Annotated in this window: 23 protein-coding genes; 13 read left to right on the forward strand and 10 right to left on the reverse strand. The window is 33.0% G+C overall.

The genetic code is table 11. The features are described from left to right. Window positions 1–180: 180 nt before the first annotated feature. Window positions 181–498, reverse strand: coding sequence for a NifU family protein (locus BHU61_RS01755; protein ID WP_372486722.1), 318 nt, complete (start codon window positions 496–498; stop codon window positions 181–183). 24 nt (window positions 499–522) lie between these two features. On the opposite strand from BHU61_RS01755, the gene BHU61_RS01760 reads away from it, so the two are divergent. Then, a complete protein-coding gene (locus BHU61_RS01760) occupies window positions 523–834 on the forward strand; it encodes a YuzD family protein (protein ID WP_096077041.1) in 312 nt (103 codons plus the stop codon). Window positions 835–863: 29 nt separating this feature from the next. Here the strand turns inward: BHU61_RS01760 and BHU61_RS01765 are convergent, their stop codons facing one another. Beyond that, window positions 864–1,928: an NAD(P)/FAD-dependent oxidoreductase gene (locus tag BHU61_RS01765; RefSeq protein ID WP_111714342.1), complete on the reverse strand. Its 1,065-nt coding sequence runs from the start codon at window positions 1,926–1,928 to the stop codon at window positions 864–866. Between the two features lie 158 nt (window positions 1,929–2,086). Here BHU61_RS01765 and BHU61_RS01770 point away from each other — a divergent pair, with 158 nt between their 5' ends. From BHU61_RS01770 to BHU61_RS01805, 8 genes are all read left to right on the forward strand, one after another. Beyond that, window positions 2,087–2,323: a YuzB family protein gene (locus tag BHU61_RS01770; RefSeq protein WP_099580433.1), complete on the forward strand. Its 237-nt coding sequence runs from the start codon at window positions 2,087–2,089 to the stop codon at window positions 2,321–2,323. 13 nt (window positions 2,324–2,336) lie between these two features. Continuing rightward, on the forward strand, window positions 2,337–2,696 hold the full coding sequence (locus tag BHU61_RS01775; RefSeq protein WP_111714343.1) for a HesB/IscA family protein: 360 nt from the start codon (window positions 2,337–2,339) through the stop codon (window positions 2,694–2,696). A gap of 157 nt (window positions 2,697–2,853) precedes the next feature. After that, window positions 2,854–4,056 carry an NAD(P)/FAD-dependent oxidoreductase gene (locus BHU61_RS01780; RefSeq protein WP_111714344.1) on the forward strand — a complete coding sequence of 401 codons (1,203 nt, stop codon included), beginning with the start codon at window positions 2,854–2,856 and terminating at the stop codon, window positions 4,054–4,056. An 84-nt stretch (window positions 4,057–4,140) separates the two neighbouring features. Further along, window positions 4,141–4,620 carry an NUDIX domain-containing protein gene (locus BHU61_RS01785; RefSeq protein WP_379883784.1) on the forward strand — a complete coding sequence of 160 codons (480 nt, stop codon included), beginning with the start codon at window positions 4,141–4,143 and terminating at the stop codon, window positions 4,618–4,620. Between the two features lie 11 nt (window positions 4,621–4,631). Further along, window positions 4,632–4,952 carry a YuiB family protein gene (locus BHU61_RS01790; RefSeq protein WP_099580438.1) on the forward strand — a complete coding sequence of 107 codons (321 nt, stop codon included), beginning with the start codon at window positions 4,632–4,634 and terminating at the stop codon, window positions 4,950–4,952. Between the two features lie 11 nt (window positions 4,953–4,963). After that, complete coding sequence (locus tag BHU61_RS01795; RefSeq protein WP_111714345.1) at window positions 4,964–6,019, forward strand: hypothetical protein; 1,056 nt, start codon at window positions 4,964–4,966, stop codon at window positions 6,017–6,019. A gap of 55 nt (window positions 6,020–6,074) precedes the next feature. Then, the gene (locus BHU61_RS01800) at window positions 6,075–7,388 is read left to right on the forward strand and encodes a Na+/H+ antiporter family protein (RefSeq protein ID WP_111714346.1); all 1,314 of its coding nucleotides are present in this window, start codon (window positions 6,075–6,077) and stop codon (window positions 7,386–7,388) included. 25 nt (window positions 7,389–7,413) lie between these two features. Beyond that, a complete protein-coding gene (locus tag BHU61_RS01805; RefSeq protein WP_111714347.1) occupies window positions 7,414–7,806 on the forward strand; it encodes a PaaI family thioesterase in 393 nt (130 codons plus the stop codon). A 47-nt stretch (window positions 7,807–7,853) separates the two neighbouring features. Here BHU61_RS01805 and mnhG read toward each other — a convergent pair whose 3' ends face one another. The 8 genes from mnhG to kapB all read right to left on the reverse strand — a co-directional run bounded on the left by mnhG (window position 7,854) and on the right by kapB (window position 14,074). Continuing rightward, a complete protein-coding gene (gene mnhG, locus BHU61_RS01810; RefSeq protein WP_111714348.1) occupies window positions 7,854–8,195 on the reverse strand; it encodes a monovalent cation/H(+) antiporter subunit G in 342 nt (113 codons plus the stop codon). Beyond that, window positions 8,167–8,475, reverse strand: a complete 309-nt coding sequence (locus tag BHU61_RS01815; protein WP_111714349.1) for a Na(+)/H(+) antiporter subunit F1 — start codon at window positions 8,473–8,475, stop codon at window positions 8,167–8,169. The genes mnhG and BHU61_RS01815 overlap by 29 nt, the downstream gene beginning before the upstream one ends. Then, a complete protein-coding gene (locus BHU61_RS01820) occupies window positions 8,472–8,951 on the reverse strand; it encodes a Na+/H+ antiporter subunit E (RefSeq protein ID WP_111714350.1) in 480 nt (159 codons plus the stop codon). Before BHU61_RS01820 ends, BHU61_RS01815 begins: the two co-directional genes overlap by 4 nt. After that, complete coding sequence (locus tag BHU61_RS01825; protein WP_111714351.1) at window positions 8,951–10,423, reverse strand: Na+/H+ antiporter subunit D; 1,473 nt, start codon at window positions 10,421–10,423, stop codon at window positions 8,951–8,953. The genes BHU61_RS01820 and BHU61_RS01825 overlap by 1 nt, the downstream gene beginning before the upstream one ends. After that, entirely contained in the window at window positions 10,416–10,757 is a 342-nt protein-coding gene (locus BHU61_RS01830) for a Na(+)/H(+) antiporter subunit C (RefSeq protein WP_096077027.1), read from the reverse strand. Before BHU61_RS01830 ends, BHU61_RS01825 begins: the two co-directional genes overlap by 8 nt. Further along, window positions 10,757–11,185: a Na(+)/H(+) antiporter subunit B gene (locus BHU61_RS01835; protein ID WP_111714352.1), complete on the reverse strand. Its 429-nt coding sequence runs from the start codon at window positions 11,183–11,185 to the stop codon at window positions 10,757–10,759. The genes BHU61_RS01830 and BHU61_RS01835 overlap by 1 nt, the downstream gene beginning before the upstream one ends. Further along, window positions 11,169–13,544, reverse strand: a complete 2,376-nt coding sequence (locus tag BHU61_RS01840; protein WP_111714353.1) for a Na+/H+ antiporter subunit A — start codon at window positions 13,542–13,544, stop codon at window positions 11,169–11,171. The genes BHU61_RS01835 and BHU61_RS01840 overlap by 17 nt, the downstream gene beginning before the upstream one ends. Before the next feature lie 146 nt (window positions 13,545–13,690). Beyond that, on the reverse strand, window positions 13,691–14,074 hold the full coding sequence (kapB, locus tag BHU61_RS01845; RefSeq protein WP_111714354.1) for a sporulation phosphorelay system protein KapB: 384 nt from the start codon (window positions 14,072–14,074) through the stop codon (window positions 13,691–13,693). Window positions 14,075–14,136: 62 nt separating this feature from the next. On the opposite strand from kapB, the gene BHU61_RS01850 reads away from it, so the two are divergent. The 4 genes from BHU61_RS01850 (at window position 14,137) to ygs (ending at window position 15,864) form a co-directional block, all read left to right on the forward strand. Then, on the forward strand, window positions 14,137–14,730 hold the full coding sequence (locus BHU61_RS01850; RefSeq protein WP_111714355.1) for a peptidylprolyl isomerase: 594 nt from the start codon (window positions 14,137–14,139) through the stop codon (window positions 14,728–14,730). Window positions 14,731–14,973: 243 nt separating this feature from the next. After that, window positions 14,974–15,174 carry a hypothetical protein gene (locus BHU61_RS01855; RefSeq protein ID WP_111715502.1) on the forward strand — a complete coding sequence of 67 codons (201 nt, stop codon included), beginning with the start codon at window positions 14,974–14,976 and terminating at the stop codon, window positions 15,172–15,174. Then, window positions 15,158–15,415 (forward strand): DUF1871 family protein, encoded by a 258-nt coding sequence (locus BHU61_RS01860; RefSeq protein ID WP_170122427.1) that lies wholly within the window; start codon window positions 15,158–15,160, stop codon window positions 15,413–15,415. Before BHU61_RS01855 ends, BHU61_RS01860 begins: the two co-directional genes overlap by 17 nt. Window positions 15,416–15,492: 77 nt before the next feature. Next, entirely contained in the window at window positions 15,493–15,864 is a 372-nt protein-coding gene (gene ygs / locus BHU61_RS01865; RefSeq protein ID WP_096078102.1) for a S1 domain-containing post-transcriptional regulator Ygs, read from the forward strand. Window positions 15,865–15,898 lie beyond the last annotated feature (34 nt).

A 15,898-nucleotide genomic window follows, 5' to 3' on the forward strand; every position in this document is an offset into this window, starting at 1 on the left:
AGGTTTACAATAGGTGGAGATTAAATGAGTAGTAGGTCATAAAATTGATTTAAGTTATTTATTTATCAATCTCATTTATTTTGTATTAAAGATATAGCGGAATTGATAATATTATTGTCAAAATACCGCTAAAACGGTCAAAATAAAAAACCGAGACAATAGTCTCGGTTCAAATTATCATTAAAATACTTGTTCTACTTCTACTACGCCAGGTACTTCTTCAAGTAACGCGCGTTCAATACCAGCTTTTAATGTAATTGTTGATGAAGGGCAAGTACCACATGCACCTAAAAGGCGAAGTTTAACGATTCCATCTTCAACATCTACTAATTCACAATCGCCACCATCTCTTAATAAGAATGGACGTAATTTCTCTAATACTTCATTCACAGCATCAAACATTGTTTGTTGTTCAGTTGTCATTTTAACTCCTTTCGAGTAAATGTAGTGGTTTACTCTAACTTTTTTAGTATAATCAATATAGCATATAAATACGATAGTTTAAAGGGGGATGTATTATAAATGATAAATGTTATCATTTACGGCGCTGATGTTGTATGTGCAAGTTGTGTAAATGCACCGACATCTAAAGATATTTATGACTGGGTTCAACCGAATTTAGATCGAAAGTTTCCGGATTTACAATTTAACTATAACTATATCGACATTAATAAATCCGAAAACTTAACAGATCATGATGAAAATATCATTGAGCAGATTAACAACGATGAGTTATTCTATCCGTTAATTACGATGGATGATGAAATAGTGGCTGATGGATATATTCAATTACCACAGGTTACTAAATTCGTAGAAGAACATTATGTAAAATAAAACGATTAGGATGACCTAATCGTTTTATTTTATCCATTATGATATTTATATAACCATAAGACACCTGATTTCATTAATCGTGCGAGTCTTCCAGTCACTGTTTTCTCCATTAAATAAGCAAAGCCTTCTTTTTCTCCTAAAGATCCCATAAACCCTTGTAATTTTAGTTCTGGCATCACTTCAGGTAATGGTTTATCTGTCCAGATCATTTTCATAACATCGATGATTTGTTCTGCCTGAACTTCAGCAAGTTGAGCACTTGGTGCATGTGGTAAAGCTGCACAATCACCAACGACATAGACATTTGGATGCGTCGGGATTTGGTGATATTGATTTAATTTAACACGATTGCCATCACCGATTTCAACAGGTAGATTACGTACAATTTCAACAGGTTGTATACCTGCCGTCCATACACAAATATCTACTGAATAGGAAACGTCATTATTATAAAGCGTACCAGGTTCAACTTTAACGACGTTTGAATTAGGAATAACTTCTACATCGTTTTTATCGAACCATTTCTTAACATAATTACTTAATTTCTCAGGAAAAGCCGGTAAAATTCTTTCACCTCTGTCAAATAGTTGTATCTTTAAATCTTTTCTTGATTCACGTAATTCACTAGCAAGTTCGATACCGCTTAAGCCAGCACCTACAATCCCCACTGTAGAGCCAGATGGCAAGTCAGCTATCGCTTGATAAGTTTTACGTGCTTTTGTCATTGTCTGAATGCTGTATGTATATTCTTCTGCACCAGGAACGTTATGATATTTATCTTCACAGCCAAGACCTATTACTAACTCATCATAATCCACATGATTTTCACCGATAGATACAATTTGTTTCTCAAGGTCAATTTGAGTAACTTCTCCATAGACAATATTTAGACGCTTATCTTGTGGAAATTCTACACGTACATCTTTATCAGATTCTGTTCCGGCAGCTAGTGCATAAAACTCTGTCTTTAAACCATGAAATGGAATCTTATCGATTAATGTGATATTGTATTCCGCTGGTAATGTATTCGGCAGGAGTCTTTGCATAATACGCATGTTACCATAGCCCCCACCAAGTAATACTAAATTTTTCATTGTTTTAATCCCCTTCGTAAGTCAAAGTTCTATTGTTTTTCCTCAATCTAAATTATAATATAGATTACCATTAAATTATAGCGATTATATAATACTAACGATAATAAAAGTTGATATAAAATGATAAGTAAAAGTTATCATTATTAAGGAAGATGAAAATGAATCCAATTGTGGAGTTTTGTATTTCAAATTTAGCCAAAGGCAGTCAAAGTGTGTTTGATGAATTATCTAATGATCCAAATATTGATGTGTTAGACTATGGTTGTCTCACATATTGTGGGCAGTGTAATGATAGTCTTTATGCGCTTGTGAACGGGGATATCGTCACAGGTGACACACCAGAATTATTAAAACAAAATATTTACAAACATATCGAAGAAACATGGTTATTTTAAGGAGGAATTGATTATGAGTACTGTAATTTTAACAGAAGCAGCTGCATATGAAGTTAAATCAATGATGGAAAGCAATGGTTTACCGAATGGTTACTTACGAATTTCAGTAAAAGGAGGCGGATGTACTGGTTTATCATACGGTATGAGTGCAGAAGAAAATCCTAACGAAAATGATGAAGTTTTAGATTATTATGGTGTGAAAGTATTAGTTGATAAATCAGATGCGCCTATTTTAAATGGAACGACTGTAGATTTTAAACAATCATTAATGGGTGGAGGATTTGCAATTGAAAATCCAAATGCGATTGCATCTTGTGGATGTGGTAGTTCATTTAGAACAAAAGATGTCGCAGGTACACCAGAAAATTGTTAAGCCCCTTTAATTAAAAATTTACAATACACTTGTATTTATAGTGTAAAAGTCTTAATATATAAGTTGGAATATTCAAAAATAAATTTGTGACAAAAATCACATTTTATGAGTTGAAAGATTGATATATTAAAAAATTATTGAGAATGGGTGAATACAAATGGGATTTGAAAGAAAAAAAGTTGTTGTATTAGGTGGAGGATATGCAGGTCTACAAACTGTAACTAAATTACAGAAATTAGTTTCAACACAAGATTGTGATATTACACTAATCAACAAAAATGAATATCATTATGAAGCAACTTGGTTACATGAAGCTTCAGCTGGTACGCGTGAATATCAGGATTGTTTATATCCTATTGCAAGTGTTTTAAATCATTCAAAAGTAGATTTCGTCGTTGACGAAGTTACTAAAATCAATAAAGATGAAAAAACTGTAGAAACAACAAACGGTACTTACAAGTTTGATATTTTAGTTGTAGCATTAGGTTTCGAATCAGAAACATTTGGTATTGCAGGCATGAAAGAACATGCATTCCAAATTGAAAATATTAATACTGCGCGTCGTATTGCTGCGCATATTGAAGAACGTTTTGCACACTATGCAAACAGTACAGAAAAAGATGAAAAAGATTTAGCAATTTTAGTTGGTGGTGCCGGCTTTACTGGTATCGAATTATTAGGGGAATTAGTAGAAAAAGTACCTGCTTTATGTAAAGAATACAATATTGATCAATCTAAAGTGAAATTAACATGTGTTGAAGCGGCACCGAAAATGCTTCCAATGTTCTCTGAAGATTTAGTGAAATATGTTATGGATTACTTAGAAAAACGTGGTGTTGAATTTAAAATCGCTACACCTATCGTTGCTGCTAACGAAAATGGTTTTGTTGTTAAAGTTAATGAGCAGGAAGAACAATTATATGCAAACACTGTTATTTGGGCTGCGGGTGTTCGTGGTTCTAAATTAATGGAAGAATCATTTGATGGTGTTAAACGTGGTCGTATCGTAGTACGTGAAGATTTACGTATCGATGGCTATGATGATATCTTTGTAATTGGTGACTGTTCAGCAGTAATGAGCGGAGAGCGTCCTTTACCAACGACTGCTCAAATTGCTATGCAACAAGGTGAATTTACTGCTTCTGCTATCCAAAAATTATTAAATGGTGAGAAATTATCAGCATTTGCTTATGATGATAAAGGAACTGTATGTTCTTTAGGTTCTCATGATGGTGTTGGTGTTGTATTCGGTAAAGAAATTACTGGTAAAAAAGCTGCATTCATGAAAAAATTAATCGATACACGTGCTTTATTCAAAATTGGTGGCGCTGGTGTTGCATATAAAAAAGGTAAATTTTAATATTGTCTCAATATTAAATGCTTAAAAAGTGAGCGGGGCATAATGATTGCCTACCTCACTTTTTTTATAAGTAAGGAGAAGATTATGGCACGAGATAAAGTTTGGTTAGGGGTCAATGCAATAGTAATTAATGATGCAGGTGAATGGCTCTTACTTAAGAAACAATATAGCGGTATGCGTGGCATGTGGAGTACACCTGCAGGTTTTATTGATAATGGTGAAACTGCAGATCAGGCTGTAATAAGAGAATTATATGAGGAGACAGGTATTAAAGGAGAAGTTCAAGGTGTAATCGGACTAAGAAGTGGTGTTATTAATAATGAAATATCTGATAATATGATATTATTTCTTGTCAAACCGCTTACAACGGATATTACTATTCAGTTTCCAAATGATGAAATTGAAGTTGTAGCATGGAGAACACCAGAAGCAATTCTTCAGGACAAAACTGTGTCACCGATGATTCATCATCTTTTACAGGAAAAAAGCGAAGCAATAACGCTTACAAGTACTGAGTCTCCTGGAGCACATTTTAATTATACACATTATCACTTATTTACTTAGGAGGGGCACTTTTGACAGCACTTATTCAGTTGATTATTTCAACACTTTTATTTTTTGTTTTATTTTTTGGTATCGCATTTATTTTAAATATGTTACTGAAATCAACTTGGATTATGACGGCTCTTTATCCTTTTGTTGTATTTGCAATTGTCGATAAAATTTCTACAGCGGATTATTTATTAAAACCAAAGTTCGCTTTTAATAAATTATGGACAGGCTTAACCCACCTTTTACCTGCGGATATTATTATGTTATCAGGTGGCTTGATAGGAGCAATCACTGCGGGTTTTGTTATTAGAAATTTAAGACGCAGCGGATATACAATGTTTTAAGGAGTGGGCATATGCTAAATAAACATATACAGACACACATAGACACGAGCTATGTGTGTTTTTTACCATCACAAATCAGTCAGTTAAGACCGTTACTGGAAAACCATAAAGCAATTATTGAAGCACAGTATCCTTTACGGGATAAGGCATTACCATACTTTATTTCATCGGAGAATACTCTATTTTTATTTATACCGGTCGGAAATATAAAGCATTTTAATATGCAGAAGATTATTGATCTCGTTACAGTAATTGAAAATTTATATCTTGAAAATTCAGAGTTAGTAAAACGAGCTGCTCATGTAGACATTCATCTGGCATTACTTACAAAATATTTGTCACATGAACAAGTGATGATGATACAAGCAGCGTTGTTTAACTTATTTAAAATATATATTAATGATAGCGACGCGGTAAATACGCTAACAGCAATTCCAGAAGAAGTTACAGAAAGAACGATATGTTTAATCAATGATGAAAATATTAAGATGTATGAATATATTCCCAAAAGTGCCACTACATTATTTATCGTTATAGGTCATGTCAGTTCTGTTCCTGAAACATTACTAAAAGCATTATTACCATCTTCTGTTGGTATGATCTATATTCAATACAGTGAATTGCTGCAAGAAAGTGAAGAACGCATTGCTTTCAATGGTAAGACTGTCAGAACACATCGTCAAAATTACTTTAATATATTATATGATGTGTTGTTCTATGCAAAACAATATCGTTTAAATACAGCTTGTATACAGTTAAAAAATCATGAATATGAAGTAGAACAGATAAGAAGTATGAGCCAAATTGACAAAAGACAGATAATTATAAAACATAATAATTTACAATTCATTTCGAAACTTATCCAGGAAAACTTTGAGTTTACGTATCAATTTCGGCATCAGATAGAACCTAAAGATGTTCTGGATTTAATTACCCTTGAACAATTTGGCCTTAATGTTATAAGTCCAAATGTTCTTGAAGTTGATTTAATCAATTATCCTGATAATCAACATGTTTATTCCCATATTATAAAATTAATGCATATAGCGCTTGACGAAAATAAATAATTCCTTTATCATGGTAGTACATTAGCGAACTAAAGTGTTTGGGGGTTATTTATTTATGAATGCAGTTTTAATCGCAGTACTAGTGATGGTTATATTAAGTTTATGTAGGCTTAACGTTGTGCTATCACTTTTTATAGGAGCGTTAACAGGTGGTCTTGTTTCAGGGCTGGGAATTGAAAAGACCATTAAAATATTCACTGAAGGTATAGTGGATGGAAGTGAAGTCGCATTAAGCTATGCTTTACTCGGAGGTTTTGCAGCATTAATTTCTTATAGTGGTATTACAGATTATTTTGTTGAAAAAATAATAAATAAACTTAAAGTTGAAAATAAAAAAAATACGAGAATATACACTAAAGTAATATTACTTGTTTCTTTAATTATTATTTCTTGTATGTCTCAAAATATTATTCCGGTGCATATTGCATTTATTCCGATTATCATACCACCTTTACTTAGTTTATTTAATGAGTTAAAGATAGATAGAAGATTATTAGCAGTAATCCTTTGTTTTGGATTAAACTTTCCATATGTATTGATGCCATACGGTTATGGATACATCTTCCACGGTATTATTAAAAAAGGATTCGATAAAGCAAACTATGCGATTGAATTTAGTGATATATATAAAGCGATGATTATACCTTCTATGGGATTTATTGTAGGACTCATTCTTGCCTTTATAATATTTAGAAAACCGAGAACATATCATACCGTAGCTTTAGCACCGACTGAGAATAGACCACCGCTTAGACCATATGTCATATTTATTACAATTCTTGCGATTTTAAGTACATTTATTGTGCAGACTATGACTGAATCAATGATTTTTGGTGCATTAGCAGGGATATTAATTTTCTTTGTATCATTTGCATATGAATGGAAAGCGTTAGATGAAACTTTAACAGATGGTATTAAGATTATGGCTTACATTGGAGTGGTGATGCTTACTGCAAATGGTTTTGCGAGTCTTATGAGCGCTACTGGAGATGTAGAACGTCTAGTTCAGGATATGGTAGCATTCACTGATGGTTCAAAAGTATTAACAATAATTTTTATGTTAATCGTTGGTCTCATTGTGACACTTGGTATCGGATCTTCGTTTGCAACCATTCCAATCATTGCTGCATTATTTATTCCGTTAGGAGATTCTATTGGACTTAGCAGTATGGCGATTATAGCTATTATTGGTACTGCAGGTGCACTTGGTGATGCAGGTAGTCCGGCTAGTGACTCTACACTTGGTCCAACAGCAGGGCTTAACATGGATGGTCAGCATAACCATATTTGGGATACGTGTGTACCGACATTCTTATTGTTTAATATACCGCTCATTATTTTCGGATTTATTGCAGCAATGGTATTATAGATAAAAAGAAGTCATGGAGGATATCATGGATTCAAATTTATTATCTGTACCAAGTTTAATAACACATTTTAAGATTGAACAAGTAAGTTTTGATGGTGATTTATTAGTGATGAAAATGCCAATTACTGATGTTGTCCGTCAACCATTTGGTTACCTACATGGAGGAGCAACTGTTGCACTTTGTGAAACAGCAGCATCATATGGCTCATCGTTACTTATCGGTAAAGATGAGATTCCATTAGGTCTAGAGATTAATGCTAATCATATATCAAGCGCAAAGTCAGGCGATGTATATGCTAAAGCATTGATTATTCATCAAGGAAAATCGACTCATGTTTGGGAAATAAAAGTATATGATGACAGAGATAGATTAATTTCCACGTCACGATGTACCGTTGCAATTAAAAAGCTGAGATAAGGACGAAATCCTTATCTCAGCTTATTTATTTTAAATTTTTAACCTTACTATTCTGCATTCTTAAGGTCATCTCTAACAGTTGAATTTGTATAAGCAGTACCAGAATAATAAGCACTGCGCATAATTAAATGAGCTCCAATCGGTCCCGTAGAGAATATAAATAGAATTGCGAGAATCAATGTCGGTTCAAAATGATGATCTCGACCTAAAAAGTAAAGAAATACGCCGAACATCATAAACATAACACCAAGCGTTGAAGATTTACTGGCAGCATGTGCACGAGTATACACGTCTGGTAAGCGGATTAAACCGATAGCACTTATTACTGTCAGCAATGCACCGATAATAATAAAGAACATACTAATGACGATGACGATTGTGTCGATCATATTCAACGATTTCTCCTTTCTCTATAAACTTCGCAAAAGCAGTTGTTCCTAAGAAAGCAAGTACGCCAAGTAGCATAATGATGCTGATATAATATTTAGTATTTAACAGTACAGAGAATAGAGCAATCATAGCCATGAGAGATATACCTAAAGCATCAAGTGCAACAACTCTGTCGGCTAAAGTTGGTCCTTTAATGACACGGTATAATATACCGAGCATCGATAAAGAAACGATGATCAATGCGATAATGATGATAATATTGGTAAATTCTATTGTCATGTTAATCCAATCTCCTTTATCGCATCTTCAAAAGAATGCTTAATGCCATCTATTTCTGAATCTAAATCACTGAAGTCAATTGCATGGATATAAAGCTTGCTTTTATCATCACTCACTGCTACAACGACGGTTCCTGGTGTTAACGTAATCAGTAAAGATAATAAACTGATTTCCCAATCTTTTCTTAAATCGGTTGGATACATAAAGAATGCAGGCTGTATATCGATTTTTGGTGCAATAACGATTTTTAAAACACTGATATTTGCTTTAAATAATTCGATAATAAATATTACGATTAAACGTAGCACTTTTAAGAATGGAATGAGATAAAACCCACCAGGTAAAAATGGTCTCATGATATATATCCCTATGAGTCCGAATAAATAACCTAGTAACATATTACCGAAAGATACAGAACCAGTTAAGATACACCATAGTATGACTAGTCCTGTATGTATAATCATTTGTATCGCCATTATTTCACCCCTAATGCTTTGACATAAGTTTCTGGTGAATGAATTGATAATGCAGCTTTTTCAATGACAGGATATAGCGCGTCACTCATAACCCCGAATAATACTGCGAGAACTGTCATCAATACTGCCGCAAACATCATCTTGTTGATTGCAGGTTTTATGTATTTTTCACCAGTACCATAGAAAACTTGTAAAAAGATATTGATCACTGAATATAATACGACTAAACTACTGATTAATACGATGATAGCAGTCATCACATATCCTTCATTCATCGCTGCTTTTACGATAAAGTATTTTCCGTAGAAACCACTTAATGGTGGAATACCTGCAAGGGATAAGGCTGCAATAAAATACGTAAAGCCAAGCAGCGGATAATCTTTTATAAGACCACCAATCTTTCTAATGTCTGTTTCATTCGTAACTTTCATTATGATACCGATAAGCATAAATAAACTCGCTTTAATAATCATGTCATGAATTAAGTAATAAATGCCGCCAATTGTAGCTTCTTTTGTAAAAATTGCAAGTCCCACGATAATCACGCCTACAGCTATCATAATATTATAGATGATAATTTTCTTCATATCACGATAAGCAAGTGCTCCGATACAACCAAATATAATTGTGAGAAGTGCTAATATAAGGAGTATGTTGTGCACGAATTCTCCAGACTGACTGAAGAATAAACTGTACGTTCTGTATAATGCATAAACACCGACTTTAGTAAGTAATGCGCCGAATAAAGCAAGAACTGGTATTGGTGGAGCGTAATAAGCGCCAGGTAACCAGAAGTATAAAGGAAACATTCCTGCTTTTGTAGCAAATACAAAAATAAATAGTATCGCACAGATTACAATGATATTTTGGTTTTCAAGACTATCAATTCTGCTGCTCATATCAGCCATGTTTAATGAGCCGATAACTGAATACAGCATACCGATTGCGAGTACAAAAAATGCCGAACTCGTAACATTTACAAGGATATATTTTATACTTTCCTGTAATTGTATCTTCGTTCCTCCGATAATCATCAATACATATGAACTAATTAAGAATACCTCAAAGAATACGAATAAGTTAAAGATATCTCCAGTTGTAAATGCACCATTTAAACCAGTTAGCATAAACATTACGGAAGTATAATAGTAGTAGGTTTCACGATCGATACCAATAGATTGATATGAATAATAGATCATAATCAACGTAATTAATGTTGTTGTTAGCACTAAAAGTACAGATAACATATCAGAAACGAGCACAATACTATATGGTACTTTCCAGTTACCGAGTTCTAAATATATTGTGCCGTGTTTAAAGACCTGTATAAACTGATAAAGTGCAACAAAAAATGTTATTAAAGTACCAAAAAAAGCTACCATTCTTTTAATAATAGGTTGTTTTCCGATAAAAATTAATATTATTGCGGTTATTGCAGGAATAATAATAGGGAATACAATTAAATTACTCATCTTCAGGTACCCCCTTATAATCAGATACATTGTCAGTACCTAATTCTTTATAACTTCTAAAAGCTAGTACTAAGAAAAATGCAGTAACAGCGAAACTAATTACAATTGCTGTTAATATTAAAGCTTGTGGAATTGGATCTGTATAAAAATGCTGATCCTCTTCATAGATGGGTGATGCACCTTTTTTTAAGCCACCACTCGTAAGTAATATTAAATTGACTGCATGAGAAATGATAGATGATCCGATAATAATTCTGAGCAAACTTTTAGAGAGAATCAAATATACTCCACAAGTAACAAGTATGCCACTTAATATAATGATTAATATTTCCATTATTCATTCTCTCCAATCGTTAATATTATCGTTAAAGTCGTTCCAATTACGGCAAGCATTACTCCAGTGTCAAATAATACTGCAGTATGAAGATGTAGTTCACCCAGGAGCGGTAAATGCAGGTCGCCAAACGTATGTGTGAAAAACGGCTTGCCTTGTAGAATACTGATTAACGGTGTACCATAGCAAAACATTAAACCGATAGCGATGACCTTTTTAAAATCAATAGGAATAATCTGTTGTAAAGTTTTAATATCATACGCGATTAAAATAATAAGAAGAGCAGATGATATGAGTAGTCCTCCTACAAATCCTCCGCCTGGTGTGTAATGACCACCCATAAATATGGCAAAGGCAAAAGTGATAATAATAAAGAAGACAACAAGTGTACAAAACTGTAAAATAACATCATTATTTTGCTTTTTCATTATTATCACCTCTGTTCTGTCTTAATCGAATTAATGTATAGATACCTATACCAGCTATTCCTAGTACACTTGATTCGAATAATGTATCAAATCCACGGAAATCTACTAAAATTACGTTGACCATATTTTTTCCTGCAGCAAGTTCATATACATTTTTAATATAGTATTCTGCAATGGATGGATAAAATTTGTTACTATATGCTGCTAATGCAATGATTGTGACACAAATACCAGAAAGTAATGCAATTACAAAATTCGAAATTTTAAATCTTGAACTTTCTTCATGGCGATACTGACGTGGCAGATGATAGAAACACATTAAGAATAATGCGGTTGAAATTGTTTCGATTGCTAATTGTGTTAACGCTAAGTCTGGTGCATCGAAGAATACGAATAATAAAGCAATTGAATAACCGATAGCACTGAGCATGATAATACTAAATAAACGTGATTTTGATTTTAAGATCATAACAATCGCAATTAATATGATGCCAACGAGAATCAACTCATATGGCTGGATTGAACCGAGCGACTCAAAATTAATTTGAATCGGATTATTAATAAATACATAGATCGTCATGATGATAAGCGTAAGCAGTATTGCAGACATACTAAAACGAATTGTTCTTAACACTAAAAACTGATTAATCATCTTACTTTTCTTTTGTGATTGTGCAAGTAACATATCATAACCTCTATTCAGGCTGAATTGAGCAGGCAAGATAGTATATATTTTTTCCCAATATTTAAATGTAGCAACAAGTAGTGCACCAAAAATAATGATAGCTAATGTAATAAATAGTGGTGCATTAAATCCATGAAAATGATGAATATGCTCTATATGAACAGATTGATTTAATATACTGTTTGTTGCAGCGCTCAGTAATGGTAAAAACATATTTGGAACAAGTGAGATCACAACCATGATGCTAATTAATACTATAGGTGAAGCGAGTAATAACTTTGGAGCTTCGTGTGGCGCTTTCTCAGTTGAATTATCTTTAGGGGAGCCAAAGAATATATCGATGATTAACTTTATACAGTATATAAAAGTAAACATACTTCCTATAAACATGAGTATTAATGAAATACTTGAAAGTATTGGTTGACCTGAGAAACTACTATTTACTGCATTTAATACAGATGTAATAAACATTTCTTTACTTAAGAAGCCATTAAAAGGTGGAACACCTGCCATACTTAATAAGCCAAGCACTGCAATTGTAAACGTTACAGGCATTAATGTGAGTAATCCATTAAGCTTACGGATATCACGTGATCCTGCTTCATGGTCGATAATACCGACTGCCATAAATAGCGCACCCTTAAATGAAGCATGATTTAAAATGTGAAACACACTAGCCGTAACTGCAATAATGAAAAGTTCATTATGATTATTTTTTAGTGCAAATGAGCCAAATCCAAGTAAAGACATAATGAGTCCCAGCTGACTGATTGTACTGAATGCAAGAATTCCTTTTAGATCTTTCTGATTAACAGCTTTCATCGATGCAAAACACATTGTGAATAAGCCGATAAAGATTAAGCTGTTTGTCCACATATTACTGACTGCAAAAATAGGAGTAAATCTTGCTACAAGATAAATACCGGCTTTAACCATTGTCGCTGAATGGAGATATGCACTGACAGGTGTTGGTGCTTCCATAGCATCTGGTAACCATATATGAAATGGAAACTGAGCTGATTTAGTAAATGCTGCTAATAAGATTAATACGATAGCTAACGGAAATAATTTGTGATGCTGAATTATATTTGCGTTTTGAATCATTGCATCTACTGAAGTCGTGTGCGTAATACTTACTAAGATGGCAATAGCACCAAGTAACATTAAACCACCAAAGACGGTGATTAACATCGATTTCAAAGCTCCTTGAATTGATTTTTCTTTAAAATACCAGAATGATATCAATAAGAAACTTGAAATACTTGTCAGTTCCCAGAACATATAAAGCGCTAAAATATTATCACTTAGTACAACGCCAAACATTGCACCCATAAATAACAATAAATATGTATAGAACTTTCCAAGTTCCTCTCTTTTACTAAGATATGAAATAGAATAGAATACTACGAGCATACCTATCACAGAAATAAGTAGAGCAAAAAGTAAACTAATGCCATCTATTTTAAAGTTTAAATTTAATCCTACACGTGACATCCAGTTATTTTTTTCAAATAATGTCTGGCCTAATGAAGATAATTTGCTGATAAAGAATATTGAAGCAATTACAGGAATGGGTAGTACAAACCAACCCGTATGAATAGTACGAAGTTGTTTCTGTAGAATAATTGGAAATAACGCTGCTATAAACGGCAGCAATACTATCCATAAAGTCATCTTAAAACCTCCTTTAATATTTTATTATACAAGAAAAATACACGGATTTATTTCTAATGGTTTAATTCGATGACAACGTATCATCTATTCCTTAAATAAGAAGAAACAGATTAAAATTAAAAAATCGTCATATAATTGTCACTTTTTTATTCCGGGAAAGAAAACTTGTACTGACGTTCATAATCATGCTTTAAATTTGTTAATGTTTCGAGCGCTTTCCTATTAAATGGAGTGTCTTCGCTCATTAATTTTTGCTCCATTTTTGATACTGCCTGAATTAATGAATCGACATATGGGAGTATTTCATCTGTATAATGTTTCAGTAAATTTTCATCTACGATACGTTTTTCTTTATGAGAGAGTGCTTTACGTTCATGGAAAAATACATTTTCAACCTCTCCTCTATTATGCAAATCTCCCTGCATTGGGTGGGTGATAACACTTTCAACGCTAACCAGAACACCATTTGGCTGTTCCTGAACTTTCTCTACAATATAAATACCAGATTTGTGCATAAGTCTAAAATACATATTTCTCATCCTTTTTGTGTTAATATATTATGGTAATAATCATATCATGAAGGAGCTTAAAAATGACTAATTTTCCGCAATTAAATACAGAAATTTCAGAAAATGAACGTTTAGTAGAAATGGTAACAACAAAAGGGACTATGAAAATTAAATTATTCCCGGAAGTTGCACCTAAAACTGTAGAAAACTTTATTCAGTTATCTGAAAAAGGATACTACGAGGGTATTATCTTCCACCGTGTTATTAATGATTTCATGATTCAAGGTGGAGACCCAACTGGCACTGGTATGGGTGGAGAGAGCATTTACGGAGATAAGTTTGAAGACGAATTTTCTATGGAAGCATTCAACTTATATGGCGCTTTATCTATGGCGAATGCTGGGCCAAACACTAATGGCTCTCAATTCTTCATCGTTCAGATGAAACAAGTACCAGCTCAAATGTTATCACAATTAAAACAAGGTGGATGGCCAGAAGAGATTGTTGATAAATATGCTGAAGTTGGTGGAACACCTTGGTTAGATCAAAAGCATACAGTATTTGGTCAAGTCGTTGAAGGATTTGATGTATTAGAAACAATCGCTAATGTTCAGGTTGGTCCACAAGACAAGCCGGTAGAAGACGTAGTGATTGAAAAGATTAACGTATTAAAATAAATGTTGCATAGGGCAAAACGCTTTGTCGACGACCTGGAATAAACGGCGTCTTCAAAGCAGACGCTAGGCAAACTTCAACAAAGCATTCAAAATCAAAGAGTGATTTTTTAGCATTGTTTCCAGTTTGCTTGCGTCTAAACGCTTTGTCGACGACCTGGAATAAGTCATGAAATGTTCATGACTTATTCTTTTTTTGTGAATTTTTAATGATATAATAATTTATTAGATTAGGGGTGATGCATGATGATGGAATTTTTATATTTTCCGGAAAATAAGTGGGAATATGTCCCGGCAGTGTTATCATTAATATTCTTTATGACACTTGCGTATATTTCTTTTAAAATGTTTAAAAGAAATTCACTGAAACAAGAAGAAAAGTTTAAAATATTTGAAGCTGAAGTGATGCGAAAACTTGAGGATGAACGCCATGAATCCAGATTTTAATATAGCAATGTACAAAATTTTAAACAACTGGAACCCGATGCAACTTGAAGATGCTTCTCAAGGAGATATGGAATATTACGAAATAATGGATATCGTACATCAAAAATTATCTATTGACGAAACAATTCAGAGAATATCAGAAATTTTCATGCATAGTTTTGAACAGTCACCTGATAAACAAGAAATTAAAGATATTTTAAATGAAATTTATAAATTACGTGCAACTTGTGAAATCGTGTAGCAACTTACTAGCTACATGATTTTTTTATACTCATTTTTATGGTAAAATAATGATATTAAAAATGAGGGATAAATATGATGAATAAAAAGTACAAAAAGGGACAGTTTATTAAAGTTAAAGTGACAGGCATACAACCATATGGAGCATTTGTTGAGACTGATCAGCATACAGAGGGATTAATACACATTTCTGAAGTGATGAATGATTATGTCCACAACTTAAATTTATTTCTCTCAGTGGGTCAAATTGTTAAAGCGAAAATTCTCGACATTTCTGAAGATGGTAAATTAAATTTATCTTTAAAAGAAAACGATTATTTTAAACGTCAGGAACGAAAAAAGGAAAAGAAATCAGTACTTGAAGAACTTAAACAACCAGAAAATATTGGTTTCGAATCGTTACGAGAAAAACTGCCAGAATGGGTAGAAAAGGGAAAAAAACTACAATAGTACAGTGGTTTCTTTCTTTAATTTATGCATGTTT

It is taken from the genome of Macrococcus epidermidis, from assembly GCF_003259695.1.
Lineage (GTDB): Bacteria > Bacillota > Bacilli > Staphylococcales > Staphylococcaceae > Macrococcoides > Macrococcoides epidermidis.